Origin of the sequence: Bradyrhizobium amphicarpaeae, from assembly GCF_002266435.3 — a bacterium.
In the GTDB taxonomy this organism is placed as follows: domain Bacteria; phylum Pseudomonadota; class Alphaproteobacteria; order Rhizobiales; family Xanthobacteraceae; genus Bradyrhizobium; species Bradyrhizobium amphicarpaeae.
The window spans coordinates 3,567,035-3,585,655 of the sequence record NZ_CP029426.2; the positions used below are offsets into that span (position 1 = coordinate 3,567,035).

Here is an 18,621-nt window from a genome sequence, read left to right on the forward strand (position 1 = left end):
TCGAATCCGAGTGAAGTGATGAGCACAGCAGAGCCGCATGACGGCGTGGATGGCCGGGTCAAGCCCGGCCATGACGGGCGGAGAGGGTGGCTTGCCTTTCGGGTTCTGTCGGTGGCCGCGCTCACCCTCGTCCTCGCCATCATCGGCTTCGTCGGCTGGGTCTATTCCCTCGGACCTCTCCCGCTCGACGAAGCCCGGCACGTCTCCACCACCATCGTCGACCGCAACGGCAAGCTGCTGCGCGCCTATGCGATGCCGGACGGTCGCTGGCGGTTGCCCGTCGATGCCAAATCCAACGTCGATCCGACCTATCTGAAACTGCTGTTCGCCTATGAGGATCAGCGCTTCTACGCGCATAACGGTCTCGACCCGCTGGCGCTCGGGCGTGCCGCCCTGCAGCTCGCGACACGCGGCCACATCGTGTCGGGCGGCTCGACCATCAGCATGCAGCTGGCCCGGCTGATGGAGCCGCGGCGGCAGCGTTCGCTCTACGCCAAGCTGCGGCAGATGGTTCGTGCGATCGAGATCGAGCGCAGCATGAGCAAGGCGCAGATCCTCGATCTCTATCTCGCGCTGGCGCCTTACGGCGGCAATCTCGAGGGCATTCGTTCCGCCTCCATCGGCTATCTCGGCAAGGAGCCGAAGCGCCTGTCGCTGGCCGAGGCGGCGCTGCTGGTCGCGCTGCCGCAATCGCCGGAGACGCGGCGCCTCGACCGCCATCCCGAGGCCGCGCGCAAGGCGCGCGACCGCGTGCTCGACCGCATGGTCGAGGAGCATGTGGTCAGCGTGGACGACGCCAGGCAGGCCAAGGCCGTGCCCGTGCCAAAGCTGCGCAAGCCGATGCCGATTCTGGCGCCGCATGCCTCCGATACCGCGCTGTCGACGGTCAAGGACACGCCGGTCATCAAGCTGACGCTGGATGCGAATCTGCAGAAGGTTCTGGAGCCGCTGGCGCGAGATCGCGCGATCGCGCTCGGCCCGAACATCTCGGTCGGCATCATCGTGGTCGACAATGACAGCGGCGACGTGCTGGCGCGTGTGGGGTCGGCTGATTATTTCGACGAAAGCCGGGCGGGGCAGGTCGATATGACCCGCGCGATCCGCTCGCCGGGCTCGACGCTCAAACCCTTCATCTACGGGCTCGCCTTCGAGGACGGCTTCGTTCATCCGGAGAGCCTGATCGATGATCGTCCGGTCCGCTTCGGCTCCTACGCGCCGGAAAATTTCGACATGACCTTCCAGGGCACGGTACCGGTCAGGAAGGCGCTGCAACTCTCGCTGAACGTGCCGGCGATCGTGTTGCTCGATCGCGTCGGCTCCAGCCGGCTGGCGTCCCGGCTGCGGCAGGCCGGCGGCAATCTGGTTCTGCCCAAGGACGAAGCGCCGGGCCTCGCCATGGGGCTTGGCGGCGTCGGTGTGACGCTGCAGGATCTCGCCCAGCTCTACACCGGCTTCGCCCGGCTCGGCACCACCAAGCCGTTGCGCGAGGTGATGGCTGACAAGGACGACCGGGAGCCGCTTCGGCTGCTGGATCCCGTCGCGGCCTGGCAGGTCGGCAACGTTCTGCTGGGAACGCCGCCACCGGAGAATGCCGCACACAACCGCATCGCCTTCAAGACCGGCACCTCCTACGGCTACCGCGACGCCTGGTCGGTCGGGTTCGACGGCCGGATGACCATCGGCGTCTGGGTCGGTCGTCCCGACGGTGCGCCGGTTCCGGGCCTGATCGGCCGCGTCGCCGCCGCACCGATCCTGTTCGATGCCTTCGCGCGCACCGGCAAGACGCTGGCCGCATTGCCGAAGCCGCCACGGGGAACCCTGGTTGCCAGCAATGCCAAGCTGCCGTTGCCGCTGAAACGGTTCCGGCCGGTGGGAGAGCTGGTACGGACCGGCCGCGAGCAGGCGCTGCACATCCAGTTTCCGCTGAACGGGTCGCGGATCGATGTCGATCGCTCCGGGGGCCAGGAGAGTGCAGCGATGCCGGTCAAGGTCGCCGGCGGCGTGCTGCCCATGACCGTCATGGTTAACGGTACCGCGCTCGGCGAGATCGACGGCCGCCGCCAGCGCCTGATCGATCCACCGGGTCCCGGCTTTGCGCGGCTCACCGTGATCGATGCCACTGGCGCCGCGGACACAGTCGTCATTCGAATTCAATGACCCCGCCTCAAGCGGTTGTGGCGATGGCGGTTTCGGCGTAAGCGGAACCAATGGCCGAGACCTATCCTACCCCCCGTTTTGGAGCGCCCCGCGAGCCGAAATCGCCCGCGAATCCGGGCAGCCGGCTCGTGAGCATGCTCGATGTCGTCACGGCCAGCCATGCCCGCGCCGTCGCCTTCCTGCTGGTGTGCGCGCTGCTGTTGTTCCTGCCGGGCTTCTTCACGATCCCGCCGGTCGACCGCGACGAGGCGCGGTTCGCCCAGGCCACCAAGCAGATGGTCGAGAGCGGCGACTATGTCGATATCCGCTTCCAGGAAGACGTCCGCTACAAGAAGCCGGTCGGCATCTACTGGCTGCAATCGGCGGCAGTCGAGATCGCCTCGGCGTTGAAGCTGCCCAAGGCCGAATTGCGGATCTGGGTCTACCGGATTCCGTCGCTGATCGGCGCGGTCGGCGCTGTGCTCATGACCTATTGGGCCGCGCTCGGTTTCGTCACGCGACGCGCCGCGGTGCTGGCGGCGCTGATGATGTGTGCGTCGGTGCTGCTCGGCGTCGAGGCGCGGCTCGCCAAGACCGACGCGATGCTGCTGCTCTGCGTGGTCGCCGCGATGGGCGCGATGGCGCGGGCCTATCTGTCGTGGCAGCGCGCCGAGGACGAGACACATCCGCCCTGGAGCTGGCCCGCGATCTTCTGGACAGCGCTTGCGGTGGGCATCCTGATCAAGGGCCCGCTGATCCTGATGTTCGCAGGCCTGACCATTGTCGCGCTCGCGATCCAAGACCGCGATTCCTCCTGGTTGTGGAAGCTGCGTCCGCTCTGGGGCCTGATGTGGATGCTGGTGCTGGTGCTGCCCTGGTTCATCGCGATCTTCTGGCGCGCGGGCGATGCCTTCTTTGCGGACTCCGTGGGCGGCGACATGCTGAGCAAGATCGGCGCCCAGGAATCCCATGGCGCGCCGCCCGGATTGTACCTGGCGCTGTTCTGGATCACGTTCTGGCCGGGCGCGCCGCTCGCGGCGATGGCGGCGCCCGCGGTGTGGCGGGCCAGGCGCGAGCCCGGCGCGCAGTTTCTGCTGGCCTGGCTGATCCCGTCCTGGATCGTGTTCGAGGCGGTCCTGACCAAGCTGCCGCATTACGTGCTGCCGCTGTATCCGGCGATCGCGATCCTCACCGCCGGCGCGGTGGAGCGGCGGGTGCTGTCGCGCTCCTGGCTGATGCGCGGTTCGGCCTGGTGGTTTGCGATCCCCGCGGCCGCCTCGTTCATCGCGGTGGTGGGTGCGGTGATGCTGACGCGGCAGCCGGCCTTCGTGGCCTGGCCGTTCATCGCGGCGGCGCTGATCTTCGGCCTGTTCGCCTGGTGGCTCTACGACAACAATCGCGCCGAGCGCTCGCTGCTCAATGCGCTGGTCGCGGCCCTGATGCTGGCGGTGGTGGTGTACGGCATCGTGCTGCCGTCGCTGACGCCGCTGTTTCCGAGCATCGAGGTCGCGCGCGCGCTTCGCAACGTCACCTGCGTCGGGCCGAAGGCTGCGGCTGCCGGCTATCACGAGCCGAGCCTCGTGTTCCTGACGGGCACCCAGACCGTGCTGACGGACGGCTCCGGCGCCGCGGATTTCCTGCGGCAAGGGAGCTGCCGCTTCGCGCTGATCGAGCAGCGTTCGGAGCGGAGCTTCGTGCAGCGTGCCGAGGCGATCGGGCTGCGCTACAAGGTCGGTGCCCGCATCGACGGCTATAATTTCTCGCAGGGACGCGCAATCTCGATCTCGATCTTCCGCTCCGAAGGCACCGATTAGGATGCCTGTCACGACCAGCCGCTCGCCGCGCCCGTTCTATCCCGCGCAGTTGCTTGCCGTGTCGGGCCGCGCACTGAAGCAGCTCGTTCGCACGCCCTCGCATTCGCGGCGGGCAGAGGCCGCGCGAAAACTGGCGCGGCATTCGCTGTGGCTCAGCGCGGCTGGCGCAGCACTCGTCATTGTGCTGATGGTCGCGTTCGACCAGACCGAGATCCAGCTGATGCCGGCGCGCGGCACGCCAAGCCTGTGGCCGATCCGTATCCTGACCGATTTCGGCAAGGACGAGTATTTGCTCATCGCGCTGGGAGCTGCGCTGGTGGTGCTGGCGTTCGTTGCGGCAGGGCTTCACGGGACACGCCGCACGCTTCTCCTCGGTCTCGGCACACGGCTGCAGTTCATGTTTCTGTCGATTGCCGTCTCGGCATTCGTTGCCGAGATCCTGAAATATGTCATCGGCCGCGGACGTCCGTTCGTCGGCGGCAAGGCCAATCCGTTCAACTTCATGCCGTTCGAGGGGACGGGGGCTTACGCCAGTCTGCCGTCGGGCCATGCGGTGGCGGCATTCGCGCTGGCGTTTGCGGTGTCGGCATTGTGGCCGCGGCTGCGCGTGTTCATGTTCACTTACGCAATCGTGATCCTGTTGACGCGGTTGGTGCTGGTCGCGCATCACCCGAGCGACGTCGTGGCCGGCGCCCTGATCGGCACGGTCGGCGCCATGGCGGTCCGCTATTGGTTCGCGGCCAGGCGGCTGGGTTTTGCCATCCGCGCCGACGGCACCATCGTGCCCCTTGCCGGGGCGATCCCGGGCCATCTCAAAAGGGTTGCCCGCGGGGCATCCGCCCCATAAAAGCGGCTGCCTGACGGGGCCGCCGGTTCCCCGGCAACGCCCATTCCAACCACGAGCCTCGATTTGTCGTCGTCCCAGCCTCCGGTGTCCCAGCCCTCGGTTTCCATCGTCGTTCCCGTGCGCAACGAAGCCGACAACATCGCGCCGCTGATCGCGGAGATCGGCGCGGCGCTCGACGGCCGCTGGGCCTATGAGATCATCTACGTCAACGACGGCTCGACCGATGCCACCGGCGAACGCCTCGCAGCCATCATGGCGCGGCGGGACAATCTGCGCCAGCTTCGCCATGCCAGATCAGGCGGCCAATCCGCGGCGGTGCGCAGCGGCGTGCGCGCGGCGCGCGGCGCGATCGTGGCGACGCTCGACGGCGACGGCCAGAACAATCCGGCCTTCCTGCCCGATCTGCTTTCGGCGGTCGAGAAGGGGGCAGGGCGCGTCGGCCTCGCCGCAGGGCAGCGCGTCGGACGCAAGGATACCGGCTTCAAGAAATTCCAGTCGCGCGTCGCCAACGGCATCCGCAACGCCATCCTGAAGGACGGCACGCGGGATACCGGCTGCGGGCTGAAGGCATTCCGCCGCGAAGTCTTCCTGATGATGCCCTATTTCGACGGGCTGCATCGCTTCCTGCCGGCGCTGGTCCGACGCGAGGGCTACGACATCGCCTATGTCGACGTGATCGACCGGCCGCGCCATTCCGGCGTTTCGAATTACGGCTTCTTCGACCGGCTGTGGATCGGAATCATGGATCTCGCCGGGGTATGGTGGCTGATCCGCCGCAAGAAGCCGACCCCGGAAGTGACTGAGGTGAACGCATGATCATCCAATACGGTCAGGCGCTGAGCAACTATCTCTACGACGTCTTCGTCGCCAAGTTCGATTTTTGGCTGGCGTTCGGCCTCGTCGCGCAGCTGTTCTTCACCGCGCGCTTCCTGGTGCAGTGGATCGCGAGCGAGCGCGCCGGCAACAGCGTGGTGCCGATGGCGTTCTGGTTCTGCTCGATGGGCGGCGGGCTGATGACGCTGGTCTACGGCGTCGTGAAGCGCGAACCGGTCATCATCCTCGGGCAATCGCTGGCGACGGTGATCTATATCCGCAACATCATGCTGATCATCAAGAATCGCGGCAAGGCGTCGAAGACGCTGGAGCGCTAGTTAAAACAGTCAGCGCGGCATGGCCGAGGCCGTGCCCGATGCCGGCAGCGCGGCTGTCTCAGCCTCGGTCCTGCGATACGGCACGCCGGCCGCGTCCAGCACGGGATAGGCGACCGAGCAGATGTGCGAGTGGATGCGCCTGAGGTCGCGCAGCACGTCCAGATGCAACGAGGTCGTTTCGATGGTTTCGGGGCGGCCCTCGCGCAGGCGGTCGAGATGCCGCTCGACCGCGGCAAGCTCGGTGTTGCGCAGCGCGGTTTTCTCCACCAGCAGCTTGCGCGCCTCGTTGGCGTCGCCCGACATGAAGACGCCGAAGGCGATCCGCAGCGAGTCCATCGTGCGCTTGTGGAAGGCAGCGAGTTCGTCCGCCCCTTCCGCCGAGAACTGGAAGCGTCGCTTGATCTTCTTGGTGGCGAGTTCGCTCAGGCTCTTGTCGATGATGTCGCCGATATGTTCGAGATTGATGGCGAAGGAGATGATCTCCATCGCACGCCGTCCTTCGCTCTCGTCGAGGCTGCCCCGCATCAGCTTGGTCACGTAGAGCTTGATGGCCTCGTCGAGGCCGTCGACGAAATTGTCCATCTTGGAGACCTGGTCGACCAGCGCACGGTCGCCGGTCATCATCGCCGCCATCACCTTGCGCAGCATGACCTCGACGAGGTCGCCCATCCGCAACGTCTCGCGAGAGGCGTCGGCGAGCGCCAGTGACGGCGTCTCCAGCGCGGTCTCGTCGAGATAGCGCGGACGGGCCGGATCTGCCTCCTGCACACGATCGGGCAGGAAGCGGGTCAACAGGCGCGACATGGTGTCGAGCAGGCCGATGAAGATCACGGCGGTGCCGACGTTGAAGGCAATGTGGAAAGCCGCCGTCATCCTGGCGAGATCGGGCTGCCAGGCTTGCATGTGCCCGGCGATCGCGCCCAGGAAGGGCAGGACCAGGGCAATGCCGATCATGCGGTTGACGAGATTGCCGACCGGCAGGCGATAGCTCGCGGGATCGTCACGCCTGGCGCCTTCGAATACGGGATTGATGGCACTGCCGAGATTGGCCCCGAGCACCAGCGCCAGCGCCGCCTCAGGCATGATGAACTGCGAATAGGCCAGCGACATGATCAGCAGCACGCTGGCGACGCTCGAATGCACGGCCCAGGTGACGAGGGCGGCGATGACGATGCACAGGATGGGATCGCCCGTGATGGCCGACATCACGATTCGGACGCCCGGTGCGTTCTCCGCCGGCGCCAGCGTATCGAGCAGGATGTGCAGCGAGAGCAGCATCAGGCCGAGGCCGATGCAGACGCGGCCGATGTCCTTGATCCGCGATCGCGGGCCGGAGCGGAAGGCGACGAGGCCGAGCACGAACAGCACCGGCGCAACGGCTGCGATGTTGAACGACAGCACCTGCACGATCAGCGTCGTGCCGACATTGGCCCCGAGCATGATGGCGAGTGCAGCGGCGAGACTGACGAGGCCTTCGGCCGCGAACGAGCTCGTGATCAAGGCGGTCGCGGTGCTGCTCTGGAGCAGCGCGGTGAGGCCGAGGCCGGCAGCGAAAGCGCTGACGCGGTTGCTCAGCGCCTTGCCGAGCAGCCGCCTGAGGTCAGGACCGAAGGCGCGCAGGATCCCGCTGTGGACCATGTGCAGGCCCCACAGCAACAGCGCAACGCCGCCCATCAGATCGAGAAGAACCAACGTTCCCATGCTCCGTGTCCGGATTGGAGTCGATTGGTGAGGCTAGCGCCAAATGCTTGAGGTTCAAACCTTTTGTTGGCGCAGCGGCGTTAACGTTTGCGCCAGCTGCACGTTCCCGCGGCGCGCGTTGGCGCGTCCGCAGGCGTTGTGCCTTGTGAGCAAGCTCACATTGCCGCCTTGAGGGCAGCAAAGCCGCGATCGAGATCGGCCTTGAGATCATCGACGCTCTCGAGCCCGATGTGGAGACGCAGCGTCGGGCCGCCGGGCGACCACTTGGTCGCGGTGCGATATGCGTCGCAATCGAAGGGAATCGCGAGGCTTTCGAATCCGCCCCATGAAAAACCCATGCCGAACAGCTTGAGCGTGTTGAGCATGGTGTCGACCGCTTTCTGCGGCGCCGGCTTCAGCACGATGCTGAAAAGGCCGGACGCGCCAGTGAAGTCGCGCTTCCAGATCGCGTGACCGGGATCGGTCTCGAGCCCCGGATGCAGGACGCGCGCGACCTCGGGCCGGCTGGCCAGCCAGCGCGCCATGTCGAGCCCGGAACGATGATGTTGCGCCAGCCGCACCGACAGCGTGCGCAGCCCGCGCAGCGCGAGGAAGACGTCGTCGGGACCGGCGCAGACGCCGAGCAGGCGGATGCCTTCCGCAACCTGCGGCCAGGCCTTGGCGTTGGCCGAGATCGTGCCGAACATGATATCGGAATGGCCGCCGATATATTTGGTGGCGGCCTGCATGCTGATGTCGACGCCCTGTTCGAGCGAGCGGTGATAGAGCGGCGTCGCCCAGGTGTTGTCGTCGATGACGAGCGCGCCGCGCCCATGCGCGACCTCGGCGATGGCGCGAATGTCGGGCATCTCGAACGACTGCGAGCCCGGCGCCTCCACCAGCACCGCGCGGGTGTTCGGCTTGAACAGCTTGTCGATGCCAGCGCCGAGCATCGGATCGAAATAGGTGGTTTCGACGCCATAGCGGGTGAGCATGCCGTTGCAGAAATTGCGCGAGGGCCGATAGACGTTGTCGCAGACCAGGAGATGGTCGCCGGCCTTGAGCACCGAGAGCAGGGTGGTGGAAATCGCCGACAGCCCCGACGGGACGATGCCGACGCCGGCGCATTGCGGTCCCTCCAACGCCATCAGCGTCTCCTGGAACGCCTTGGTGGTGGGGGAACCGTGGCGGCCATAGGTGAACTCGCCACGATGGGCGTGCAAATCCTCGGCGGTCGGGTAGAGCACGGTCGAGCCGTGAAAGACCGGCGGATTGACGAACCCCTTCTGCGCCTTGGTGTCGCGGCCGGAGGTGACCAGCCGGGTCTCGGCATGCTGCTGGGAGGGGTGCGAGGAATCCATGCGTCTGCTTTCAAAACCGCGTTTCCGCTCGGGCCTGGCGCCTGACGGGCTGGCCGAAAGGCCGCTGACTTTAATAACAGAACACAGAAGAGTCCCGTCAACCCCTTGACCCGGCACGCCAGCCACCCTCCAATGCGCAGGTGCTGTTCAGTCGCCGCATGTTGAGGGGCCTGCCGCGACCTTCGTCCATCGTCTGACCGAACCTTGCGCCACAGCCATATCGGCGGGCGCCGCGGCGGGGACTAGGGTATGGCCTCCCGGGATCGGCGGGTGTTCGGCAAGGTTTCCAGCATGACTCTTGCAGGGCTGGCCTTGATAGGCCTGGCTCTGGCAGAGATGATCCTGAGACAACGTTCCCTAAGACGACTTTGAAAGGCCCAAAGCCCATGAAACGCGTAACCCTGGCTCTCACCCTTGCTCTCGCCGCCGGCCTCTCCGCCCAGGCGGCCGATGCGCAAACGCTCAAGACCATCAAGGACCGCGGCATGCTGTCCTGCGGCGTCAGCCAGGGCCTGCCGGGCTTCTCCTCGCCCGACGACAAGGGCAACTGGACCGGCCTCGACGTCGACGTTTGCCGCGCGATCGCCGGCGCGATCTTCAACGATGCGACCAAGGTCAAGTACGTGCCGCTGTCCGCCAAGGACCGCTTCACCGCGCTGCAATCCGGCGAAATCGACGTGCTCTCGCGCAACACCACCTGGACCATCTCGCGCGATACCTCGCTCGGCGCCAACTTCACCGGCGTGACCTATTATGACGGGCAGGGCTTCATGGTGAAGAAGTCGCTCAAGGTGAATTCGGCGCTCGAGCTCAACAGCGCCTCGGTCTGCGTGCAGACCGGCACCACCACCGAGCAGAATCTGGCCGACTATTTCAAGGCCAACAACATGAAGTACGAGGTGATCGCGTTCGGCACCAACGACGAAACGGTCAAGGCCTACGAGGCCGGACGCTGCGATGTCTTCACCACCGACCAGTCGGGCCTCTACGCCAACCGTCTCAAGCTTGCCAATCCCAACGACCACATGGTGCTTCCCGAGATCATCTCGAAGGAGCCGCTCGGCCCGATGGTGCGTCATGGCGACGACCAATGGTTCGACATCGTGAAGTGGACGCTGTTCGCGATGGTCACCGCCGAAGAGCTCGGCGTGACCTCGAAGAACGTCGACGAGAAGGCGAAGCTGGAAAATCCCGAGTTGAAGCGCGTCCTCGGCACCGACGGCAATTTCGGCGAACAGCTCGGCCTGACCAAGGACTGGGTGGTGCGGATCGTGAAGGCGGTCGGCAATTACGGCGAAGTGTTCGATCGCAATGTCGGCGCGGGCTCGCCGCTCGCCATCAATCGCGGTCTCAACAATCTCTGGAACAAGGGCGGTCTTCAGTACGCGCCGCCGATCCGCTGATCGCCTCTGACCCGCTGGCAGCGGCATGAGCACCGAGGCCCGAAATCCGCCGCCCCAGATCGCGCTGAAGATCAGGCGCATTCTGGGCGGCAAGGCAGGCTGGAACGGCGTTGCCGTCCAGTTTGCCTTCGCGGCGATCCTGGGCTGGATCGGTTATGAGATCGTCTCCAATGCCCGCGCCAATCTGGAGAACCAGCATATTGCCGCCGGTTTCGGTTTCCTCAGGAACAATGCCGGCTTCGACGTCAACCAGACCCTGATCTCCTATACCGGCTCCGACACGTTCCTGCGCGTGTTCGTGGTCGGGCTCCTGAACACGCTCGTGGTCTCGGTGGTGGGCATCGTCTTCGCCACGCTGATCGGCTTCATCATCGCGCTGTGCCGGCTGTCGCCCAACTGGCTATTGTCGCGCGTCGGCGAGATCTACGTCGAGATCATCCGCAACCTGCCGGTGCTGTTCCAGATCCTGTTCTGGTACCTCGCGGTGCTCGCGGCCCTGCCCAATCCGCGGCAGAGCATCTCGCTGCTCGGCATCGCCTTCATCAGCAACCGTGGCCTCGTCATTCCAAGTCCGATCGGCGGCAGCGGCCTGGAGCCGTTCATGGCGATGCTGACGCTCGGCATCGTCGCCTCACTGGCCCTGCGTTTCCATGCGCGGCGCGCGCTTTTTCAGGAAGGGCGAATGATCAGGATCTGGCCCACTGTGCTGGGTTTGCTGGTCGGACTGCCGCTTGCCACCATGCTGGTGTTCGGCTTGCCGTTCACCTTCGAGCTGCCGCAGCTCAAGGGTTTCAACTTCGCCGGCGGCTCGCGGATCATCCCGGAGTTCGTGGCGCTGACGCTGGCACTGTCGACCTATACCGCCGCCTTCATCGCCGAGATCGTGCGCGCCGGAATCCTGTCCGTCCACAAGGGGCAGATGGAGGCGGGGGCCTCGCTCGGCCTCAGCCGCGGCGCCACGCTCCGGCTGGTCGTCGTGCCGCAGGCCATGCGCGTTATCGTGCCGCCGTTGACCAACCAGTACCTCAATCTCACCAAGAACTCGTCGCTGGCGGTTGCGATCGGCTACCCCGACCTCGTCTCCGTGTTCGCCGGCACGTCGCTGAGCCAGACCGGGCAGGCGATCGAGATCATCGCCATGACGATGGGCATCTATCTCCTGATCTCGCTGCTCACCAGCGCGATCATGAGCGTCTACGGTTGGCGCGTCAGCCGGAGTCTGGGCGCATGAGCGACATCGTCTCGAGCAGCTTCGTCCGGAAGGATCTGCTCGCCGAACGTCCGGCGCCGGTGAAGACCACGGGCTTCGTCGGGCTGATGCGCACGCGCCTGTTCAACTCGCCGACCAACATCCTGCTCACGATCGTGGGCGTCTTGCTGTTGTGGTTCACCATCATTCCCGCGGTCAAGTTCCTGATGGTCGATGCGGTCTGGAGCGGCAAGGACCGCGCAGCATGCCTCACGGAGAATGCCGGCTTTGCGGTCGGCGCCTGCTGGCCCTACATCCAGGCCAAGCTGCCGCAACTGATCTACGGCTTTTATCCCGAGGCCGAGCGCTGGCGGGTCGACCTCACCTTCATCCTCGCGGTGGCCCTACTGGTGCCGCTGCTCGTACCGCGTCTGCCGGCGAAAGCGCTCAACGCCAGCCTGTTCTTCTTCGCATTTCCTGTGGTCGCGTTCTTTCTGCTGCACGGTGGCGGTATCAAGGGCTTCGGCCTCAGCTGGACCGCCGGCGTGCTGGAATTGTTCGACGACAGCATCATCGGCGCCGGGCAGGCCGTGCTCGGTGTCAGCAAGACATCCGCCGTCGCGCCGTTGTTCTGGGTGGTCGGGAATTTGATCGTGCTGGTCGGCGTGACGATCTCCTGGCTGATCCTTCCGCTCACATGGCTGCGCGATCAGATCCAGGGGGCGGGCCAGCCGGTCTGGGGCGATTTCGCCGTGACGGCCGTCATCGTCTCCTCGATCGCCTTCGGCCTCGGCGGCGGCTTGCGCACCGGTTGGCGCGCGCTCGCCTCGAGCATCGCGACCTTTCTCGCCATCGCGCTCGTGATCAAGCTGATGGGGCTCGATCGCGGTGGACTTCCGGTCGTCACGACGAATTTGTGGGGCGGCCTGCTGGTGACGCTGGTGGTTTCCGTCACCGGCATCGTCACCTCGCTGCCGATCGGCATCGCGCTGGCGCTCGGCCGCCGCTCCACCATTCCGCTGATCCGGATCTTCTCGATCGCCTTCATCGAGTTCTGGCGCGGCGTGCCGCTGATCACCGTGCTGTTCTTTGCCACCTACATGTTGCCGCTGTTCCTGCCCGGGAATTTCACCGTCGACGGTCTCGTCCGCGCGCTGATCGGCATCGCGTTGTTCACGGGGGCCTACCAGGCCGAGAACGTCCGCGGCGGGCTCGCAGCGATCCCGCGCGGGCAGGGCGAGGCGGCTGCCGCCCTGGGGCTGTCGTGGTGGAAGACGACCTCGCTGATCGTGCTGCCGCAGGCGCTGCGCCACGTCATTCCGAACCTCGTCAACAGCTTCATCTCGCTGTTCAAGGACACTTCGCTGGTCTCGATCGTGGCGCTGTTCGACCTGCTGGGATCGCTCAGGGCCTCGTTCTCGGACCCGAAATGGTCGACGCCGTCGACCGCGTTCACCGGCTTCGCCTTCGCCGGGATCATCTATTTCATCTTCTGCTTTGGAATGTCGCGTTACTCGCTGTTCGTCGAGCACCGCCTCAACGCCCACCGTCGCAACTGATCGAGGTCACCATGTCCGACCCCATCGTCAAGATTTCCGGCCTCAACAAATGGTACGGCGATTTTCACGTGCTGCGAGACATCGACCTCACGGTCGAGAAAGGCGAGCGCATCGTGATCTGCGGACCCTCGGGCTCCGGCAAGTCGACGCTGATCCGCTGCATCAACGCGCTGGAGGAATTCCAGGAGGGCAAGATCGTCGTCGATGGCATCGCGCTCGGGCCCAACCTCAAGCACGTCGACGCGGTGCGCCGCGAGGTCGGCATGGTGTTCCAGAGCTTCAACCTGTTCCCGCATCTCACCGTGCTGGAGAACTGCACGCTGGCGCCGATCTGGGTGCGCAACATCCCGAAGAAGGACGCCGAGATCAACGCGATGAAGTTCCTGGAGCGGGTCAAGATCCCGCATCAGGCCAACAAGTTCCCGGGGCAGATGTCCGGCGGCCAGCAGCAGCGCGTCGCGATCGCGCGGGCTCTGACGATGAACCCGAAGGTCATGCTGTTCGACGAGCCGACCTCGGCACTCGATCCTGAAATGGTCAAGGAGGTGCTGGACACCATGGTGGACCTTGCCGAGGAAGGCATGACCATGCTGGTCGTCACCCACGAAATGGGCTTTGCCCGCGAGGTCGCCAACCGCGTCGTGTTCATGGACGCCGGGCAGATCATCGAGGCCAACACGCCGAACGAGTTCTTCGCAGCGCCCCAGCACGCACGCACAAAGCTGTTCCTGAGCCAGATCCTGCGCTGAGCACCTGCCTCCTGAAGCCGCGCCGGCCTGACTGCCTCGCCAGCCTGGCACCAGCGAATCAGCTTTGCCTCTCTTCGGACCATCCTCCGGAGAGAGACCTTGCAGAGCAGTGTCGGCGCGCGCGCATACCAGAATGCGCGATTGCATAAGAAGTTGAGGAAGCAGGCAGACGCCGTCATGTCCCTCGCGGTCGAGGCTCTCCGGCAGGGCAGATTTGCGGAAGCCGAGACGCTCTGCCGCGGGATCGTGGAGGAGGTTCCGGACCATTTCCACGCCACGCATTTGCTCGGCCTGCGCGCCTATGAGGGCGGACGGCTGCAGGAGGCGCAACAACTGTTCGAGCGCGCCGTTGCGCTCGATCCGCGCTCGCCCGATGCCCATGGCAATCTCGGCGCCGTCTATTTCGACCTCCAGAAATTCCAGGACGCCCGCGCGTGCCAGGAGAAGGCCATCGCGCTGAAGCCGAATTGTCCGATCACCCTGACCAATCTCGGCAATACCCTCCTGAACATTGGCCTCGGCGAACAGGCGATCGGACTGCACGAGCGCGCTCTCAGGCTGCGGCCAGACTACGCCGATGCATTCTGCAACCGCGGCATGGCCGAACTGATGATCGGCCGATCCGAGCGCGCCAAGGAGAGTTTCGACCGCGCTCTCTCGTTTCAGCCGCGTCATGCCGAAGCGATCGCCGGCAAGGGCATGGTGTGCATCGCGCTCCGCCACTACGAGGAGGCGGAAGCCGCCCTCGCAGCAGGCCTCGCGATCAAGCCGGGTTCACCGCGAATTCTGGCGCAGCGCGGACGGCTCAATTTCGATCTCCACCGGCTGGAACAGGCGGCGGCGGACTTCGATGCGGCTCTGGCGCAATCGCCGCGGCTCGAGCTCGCGCTCCGTGGCAAGGCGCAAGTCAACCTTCTGCTGGGGAACACGACGCAGGCGATTGCGGCCGTCAAGACCCTGCTCGAGGACAATCCGCGGTCCGATTACGCTATCGTGCTGCTTGGCGCCTGCTATGCCAACCAGGGAGACGTCGCCACTGCGCTCGAGCACCTCGACGCGGCACTCGAGATCACGCCTGACTATGCGGATGCCATCGCGCGCAAGATATTCATCCTGGATTATTGGCCCGAGGCCGACTTCGCGGTCCAGCAGGCGGCGCGAAAATCCTGGTGGGATGCGATCGGCGCCAGACTGCCGCAACGGACATTGCCGCCCCGGGAGCTCGATCCGGACAAGCGGATCGTCGTCGGCTATGTCGCCTCGGAATTCAGGAACCACTCGGCAGCATTCGCGCTGTTGCCGGTGCTGCGCCATCACGATCACACCAGGTTCGAGATCGTCTGCTATTCCTGCTGGCCGTTGCAGGACGAGATCACCGGGAAGTTCAGGCCTCTCGCGGACGTCTGGGTCGACGCCGCGCAGCTTTCGGACGACGAACTGGCCGATCGCATCCAGGCCGACAAGATCGATATTCTGATCGATGTATCCGGACATACGGCCGGCAACAGGCTCCCCGTCTTTGCCCGCAAGCCGGCCCCGATCCAGGTCACGGGTTTCGGACACGCCACGGGAACGGGCCTTCAGACCATGGACTACGTGCTCGCCGACCCAGTCTTCATTCCGCAACCGGCGCGGCATTTGCTGGCCGAAAAGGTTCATGATCTGCCGTGCCTGATCACGATCGATCCCATCCTGGACGTGCCGCCCTCGGAGCTCCCCATGCTGCGCAACGGCCATGTGACCTTCGGCGTGTTCAACCGCATCTACAAGATATCGGATGAGGCAATCCGGGTTTGGTCGAAGGTGATGCGTGAGGTGAGGGGTTCGAAGATCATCATCAAGCACGGGCTGCTTGACGATCCCTTGCTGCGCGACGGCCTGGTTGCGCGGTTCGTGGCCCAGGGCATTGCCGAGAACAAGATCACTTGTCTTGGCTCGACCACGCGCCACGAGCATCTGCTGGCCTTTGCGCAAGTCGACATCTCGCTCGACACCTTCCCGCAAAATGGCGGCATCAGCACCTGGGAATCCCTCTATGCGGGCGTTCCGGTGGTCGCCAAGCTCGGCAACGGCTCTTCGGCGCGCGCCGGCGGCTCGATCGTGGCGGCCGTCGGCCTCGACGACTGGGTCGCCGAGGATGACGATGGCTACGCCGCGATCGCGTGCAACTATGCGACGCAGCCCGCTCGTCTGGCAAAATTGCGGGCGGATCTGCCGGCTCGGATCGCAGCCTCGCCTGCCGGCAACGTCGAACTCTACGCGCGTGAGGTCGAGGCGGCCTATCGCCGGTTCTGGCGCGATTACTGTGCCGGCGCTGCGGAACGCGGCGAGTCGGGATAGTCGCTGCTGCGCTGCCCCCGGGAAATCCCGGGGCTGCTGCCGGTCGGGTGACCGGCCGGCCGGGCCCGCGAATCAGTTAGACTCGCCTCAAGGCATCCTCCGGAGAGACACCTTGCAGACCAGCGGCGGCGGTGCGCGCGCATACCAGAACGCGCGATTGCAGAAGAAACTGATGAAGCAGGCCGACGCCATCATCGCCGTTGCGGCGAACGCCTATGGCCAGGGCCGCTATGCCGAGACCGAGGCGCTGTGCCGTGACATCCTGAAAGCAATTCCGGATCATGTCGACGCCGTGCACCTGCTCGGCATGTGCGCCCATGACGGCCGGCGCCTGGAGGAGGCGCAGCAGCTGCTGGAGCGCGTGATTGCGCTCGATCCACGGCTGCATGATGCCCATAACAACCTCGCGACCGTGCATTTCGACCTCGGCAATTACGAGGAGGCGCGGCGGTGCCAGGAGAGGGCGATCGCGCTAAAGCCGAATTTCGCGGTCGCGCTGACCAATCTCGGCAACACGCTGATGCATCTGGGGTTTTACGAACAGGCGCTCGAGATGCACGAGCGCGCCATCAAGATCAAACCGGATTATGCCGATGCCCTCTGCAATCGCGGCATGGTCGAGATCGTGCTCGGGCAGATCATGCGCGCCAAGGAGAGTTTCGATCGCGCCCTGCTGTTTCAGCCGCGTCATGCGGAGGCCATCGTCGGCAGCGGCATGGTCAGCATGGAGCTGCGGCACCACGAGGAGGCGGCAGCCAAGTTCGCCACGGCGCTTGCGATCAAGCCGGGCGCGCCGAGGATCCTCGCCCAGCGCGGGCGGCTCAGTTACGAGCTGCAGCGCCTGGAGCCCGCGCTTGCGGATTTCGATGCGGCGCTTGCGATCTCGCCCAAGCTCGAACTTGCGCTTCGGGGCAAGGCGCAGGTCTGCCTCGTCATGGGAAGGACCGCGCAGGCGATGGCGGCCGCGACGACCCTGATCGAGCGAAATCCGCGCTCCGAGATGGGGTTGGCGCTGATGGGCTTCGCTTATTCGAACCAGGGAGACATGGACTCCGCGATCCAATACCTCGACCGGGCGCTTGCGCTCCGACCTGATTACGGCGATGCGATCAGGGGCAAGATCTTCTTGCTGGACTACCTCGCAGACGCCGATTTCGCGGTCCAGCAGGCGGTGCGAAAGTCCTGGTGGGATGCGATCGGCTCGAAGATTCCGCAAAGGACGCTGCCCGAGCGGCCGCTCGATCCGGACAAGCGGATCGTTGTCGGCTATGTCGCCGCCGAATTCCGGCAGCACTCGGCGGGACTGACCCTGCTGCCCGTGCTGCGCAACCATGATCACACCAAGTTCAAGATCATCTGCTATTATTCATGGCCCGGAGAGGACGAGTACACCGCCAAGTTCAAGGAGTTGGCGGACGTCTGGGTGGACGCCTGGCAGATGTCGGACGACGAGCTCTCGGATCGCATTCAGGCGGACAATGTCGACATCCTGATCGACGTGTCCGGCCACACGACCGGCAACCGGCTGCAGGCTTTCGCGCGAAAGCCGGCGCCGATCCAGGCCACGGGATTCGGACACGCGACGGGCACGGGCATGCAGACCATGGACTATGTGCTCGCGGATCCTATCTTCATTCCGCCATCGGCTCGGCATTTGTTTCCGGAAAAGATCTACGATCTGCCGTGCCTGATCACGATGGAGCCCGTCACCAATCAGCAGCCGTCCGAGCTGCCGATGCTCCGCAACGGCTATGTCACCTTCGGCGTGTTCAACCGCATCTACAAGATCTCGGATGATGCCATTCGTGTGTGGTCGCGCATCATGCGGGAGGTGCCGGGATCGAAGATCGTCCTCAAGCATAGTCTGCTCGATGATCCCTTGCTGCGCGACAGTCTGGTCGCACGCTTCATCGCGCAGGGCATTGCGGAGGAAAACATCACCTGCCTCGGCACCACCTCGCGCGACGACCATCTGAAGGCCTTTGATCAGATCGATATTTCCCTCGACACGTTCCCTCAGAACGGCGGCATCAGCACCTGGGAATCCCTCTACAAGGGCGTTCCGGTCGTCGCCAAGCTCGGTATTGGAGCCTCCTCGCGTGCCGGTGGCTCGATCGTGGCCGCTGTCGGTCTCGGCGACTGGGTCGCCGAGGATGATGACGGCTACGTCGAGATCGCGCGCAAATTCGCCTCGCAGCCCGAGTTTCTGGCGAAGCTGCGCGCGGGATTGCCGGCCCAGATCGCAGCCTCGCCGGCCGGCAATGTCGAGATCTACACGTGCGCGCTCGAAGCCGGCTACCGCCAATTCTGGCGCGACTATTGCGCCGCGGCCTCGGAAAGCCAGGGTGCTCGCGCCACCGAGCCGATCGGCTCTTGAGCGTAACAATAGCGA

13 protein-coding genes are annotated in these 18,621 nt (G+C 65.1%); 11 read left to right on the forward strand and 2 right to left on the reverse strand.

What is annotated here, in order from left to right:
* The first annotated feature begins 18 nt into the window (after positions 1-18).
* The 5 genes from pbpC to CIT40_RS16590 all read left to right on the forward strand — a co-directional run bounded on the left by pbpC (position 19) and on the right by CIT40_RS16590 (position 5,948).
* The gene (gene pbpC, locus CIT40_RS16570; protein ID WP_244611984.1) at positions 19-2,157 is read left to right on the forward strand and encodes a penicillin-binding protein 1C; all 2,139 of its coding nucleotides are present in this window, start codon (positions 19-21) and stop codon (positions 2,155-2,157) included.
* 50 nt (positions 2,158-2,207) lie between these two features.
* Positions 2,208-3,950 (forward strand): ArnT family glycosyltransferase, encoded by a 1,743-nt coding sequence (locus tag CIT40_RS16575; RefSeq protein ID WP_094896998.1) that lies wholly within the window; start codon positions 2,208-2,210, stop codon positions 3,948-3,950.
* Between the two features lies 1 nt (position 3,951).
* Complete coding sequence (locus CIT40_RS16580; RefSeq protein ID WP_094896999.1) at positions 3,952-4,797, forward strand: phosphatase PAP2 family protein; 846 nt, start codon at positions 3,952-3,954, stop codon at positions 4,795-4,797.
* 84 nt (positions 4,798-4,881) lie between these two features.
* Entirely contained in the window at positions 4,882-5,613 is a 732-nt protein-coding gene (locus CIT40_RS16585; protein ID WP_094897000.1) for a glycosyltransferase family 2 protein, read from the forward strand.
* Positions 5,610-5,948 (forward strand): lipid-A-disaccharide synthase N-terminal domain-containing protein, encoded by a 339-nt coding sequence (locus tag CIT40_RS16590; RefSeq protein WP_063194420.1) that lies wholly within the window; start codon positions 5,610-5,612, stop codon positions 5,946-5,948. The genes CIT40_RS16585 and CIT40_RS16590 overlap by 4 nt, the downstream gene beginning before the upstream one ends.
* A gap of 9 nt (positions 5,949-5,957) precedes the next feature.
* Here the strand turns inward: CIT40_RS16590 and CIT40_RS16595 are convergent, their stop codons facing one another.
* Both CIT40_RS16595 and metC read right to left on the reverse strand, forming a co-directional pair.
* Positions 5,958-7,649 (reverse strand): Na/Pi cotransporter family protein, encoded by a 1,692-nt coding sequence (locus CIT40_RS16595; protein ID WP_094897001.1) that lies wholly within the window; start codon positions 7,647-7,649, stop codon positions 5,958-5,960.
* A 155-nt stretch (positions 7,650-7,804) separates the two neighbouring features.
* Positions 7,805-8,989, reverse strand: coding sequence for a cystathionine beta-lyase (gene metC, locus CIT40_RS16600; protein WP_094897002.1), 1,185 nt, complete (start codon positions 8,987-8,989; stop codon positions 7,805-7,807).
* 386 nt (positions 8,990-9,375) lie between these two features.
* Here metC and CIT40_RS16605 point away from each other — a divergent pair, with 386 nt between their 5' ends.
* The 6 genes from CIT40_RS16605 (at position 9,376) to CIT40_RS16630 (ending at position 18,606) form a co-directional block, all read left to right on the forward strand.
* On the forward strand, positions 9,376-10,392 hold the full coding sequence (locus CIT40_RS16605) for an amino acid ABC transporter substrate-binding protein (protein ID WP_094897003.1): 1,017 nt from the start codon (positions 9,376-9,378) through the stop codon (positions 10,390-10,392).
* A gap of 25 nt (positions 10,393-10,417) precedes the next feature.
* Positions 10,418-11,623 carry an amino acid ABC transporter permease gene (locus CIT40_RS16610; RefSeq protein WP_094897004.1) on the forward strand — a complete coding sequence of 402 codons (1,206 nt, stop codon included), beginning with the start codon at positions 10,418-10,420 and terminating at the stop codon, positions 11,621-11,623.
* On the forward strand, positions 11,620-13,140 hold the full coding sequence (locus CIT40_RS16615; protein ID WP_094897005.1) for an amino acid ABC transporter permease: 1,521 nt from the start codon (positions 11,620-11,622) through the stop codon (positions 13,138-13,140). Before CIT40_RS16610 ends, CIT40_RS16615 begins: the two co-directional genes overlap by 4 nt.
* A gap of 11 nt (positions 13,141-13,151) precedes the next feature.
* Positions 13,152-13,889: an amino acid ABC transporter ATP-binding protein gene (locus CIT40_RS16620; RefSeq protein WP_094897006.1), complete on the forward strand. Its 738-nt coding sequence runs from the start codon at positions 13,152-13,154 to the stop codon at positions 13,887-13,889.
* A 99-nt stretch (positions 13,890-13,988) separates the two neighbouring features.
* Positions 13,989-16,229 (forward strand): O-linked N-acetylglucosamine transferase, SPINDLY family protein, encoded by a 2,241-nt coding sequence (locus tag CIT40_RS16625; RefSeq protein WP_162307522.1) that lies wholly within the window; start codon positions 13,989-13,991, stop codon positions 16,227-16,229.
* Positions 16,230-16,341: 112 nt separating this feature from the next.
* On the forward strand, positions 16,342-18,606 hold the full coding sequence (locus tag CIT40_RS16630) for an O-linked N-acetylglucosamine transferase, SPINDLY family protein (RefSeq protein ID WP_162307523.1): 2,265 nt from the start codon (positions 16,342-16,344) through the stop codon (positions 18,604-18,606).
* Positions 18,607-18,621: the final 15 nt, after the last annotated feature.

Coding starts and splice junctions, on each gene's coding strand:
- CIT40_RS16610 (WP_094897004.1), top strand. CDS start 10,418: ATGAGCACCGAGGCCCGAAATCCGCCGCCCCAGATCGCGCTGAAGATC.
- CIT40_RS16620 (WP_094897006.1), top strand. CDS start 13,152: ATGTCCGACCCCATCGTCAAGATTTCCGGCCTCAACAAATGGTACGGC.
- CIT40_RS16595 (WP_094897001.1), bottom strand. CDS start 7,649: ATGGGAACGTTGGTTCTTCTCGATCTGATGGGCGGCGTTGCGCTGTTG.
- CIT40_RS16590 (WP_063194420.1), top strand. CDS start 5,610: ATGATCATCCAATACGGTCAGGCGCTGAGCAACTATCTCTACGACGTC.
- CIT40_RS16615 (WP_094897005.1), top strand. CDS start 11,620: ATGAGCGACATCGTCTCGAGCAGCTTCGTCCGGAAGGATCTGCTCGCC.
- pbpC (WP_244611984.1), top strand. CDS start 19: ATGAGCACAGCAGAGCCGCATGACGGCGTGGATGGCCGGGTCAAGCCC.
- CIT40_RS16605 (WP_094897003.1), top strand. CDS start 9,376: ATGAAACGCGTAACCCTGGCTCTCACCCTTGCTCTCGCCGCCGGCCTC.
- CIT40_RS16575 (WP_094896998.1), top strand. CDS start 2,208: ATGGCCGAGACCTATCCTACCCCCCGTTTTGGAGCGCCCCGCGAGCCG.
- metC (WP_094897002.1), bottom strand. CDS start 8,989: ATGGATTCCTCGCACCCCTCCCAGCAGCATGCCGAGACCCGGCTGGTC.
- CIT40_RS16580 (WP_094896999.1), top strand. CDS start 3,952: ATGCCTGTCACGACCAGCCGCTCGCCGCGCCCGTTCTATCCCGCGCAG.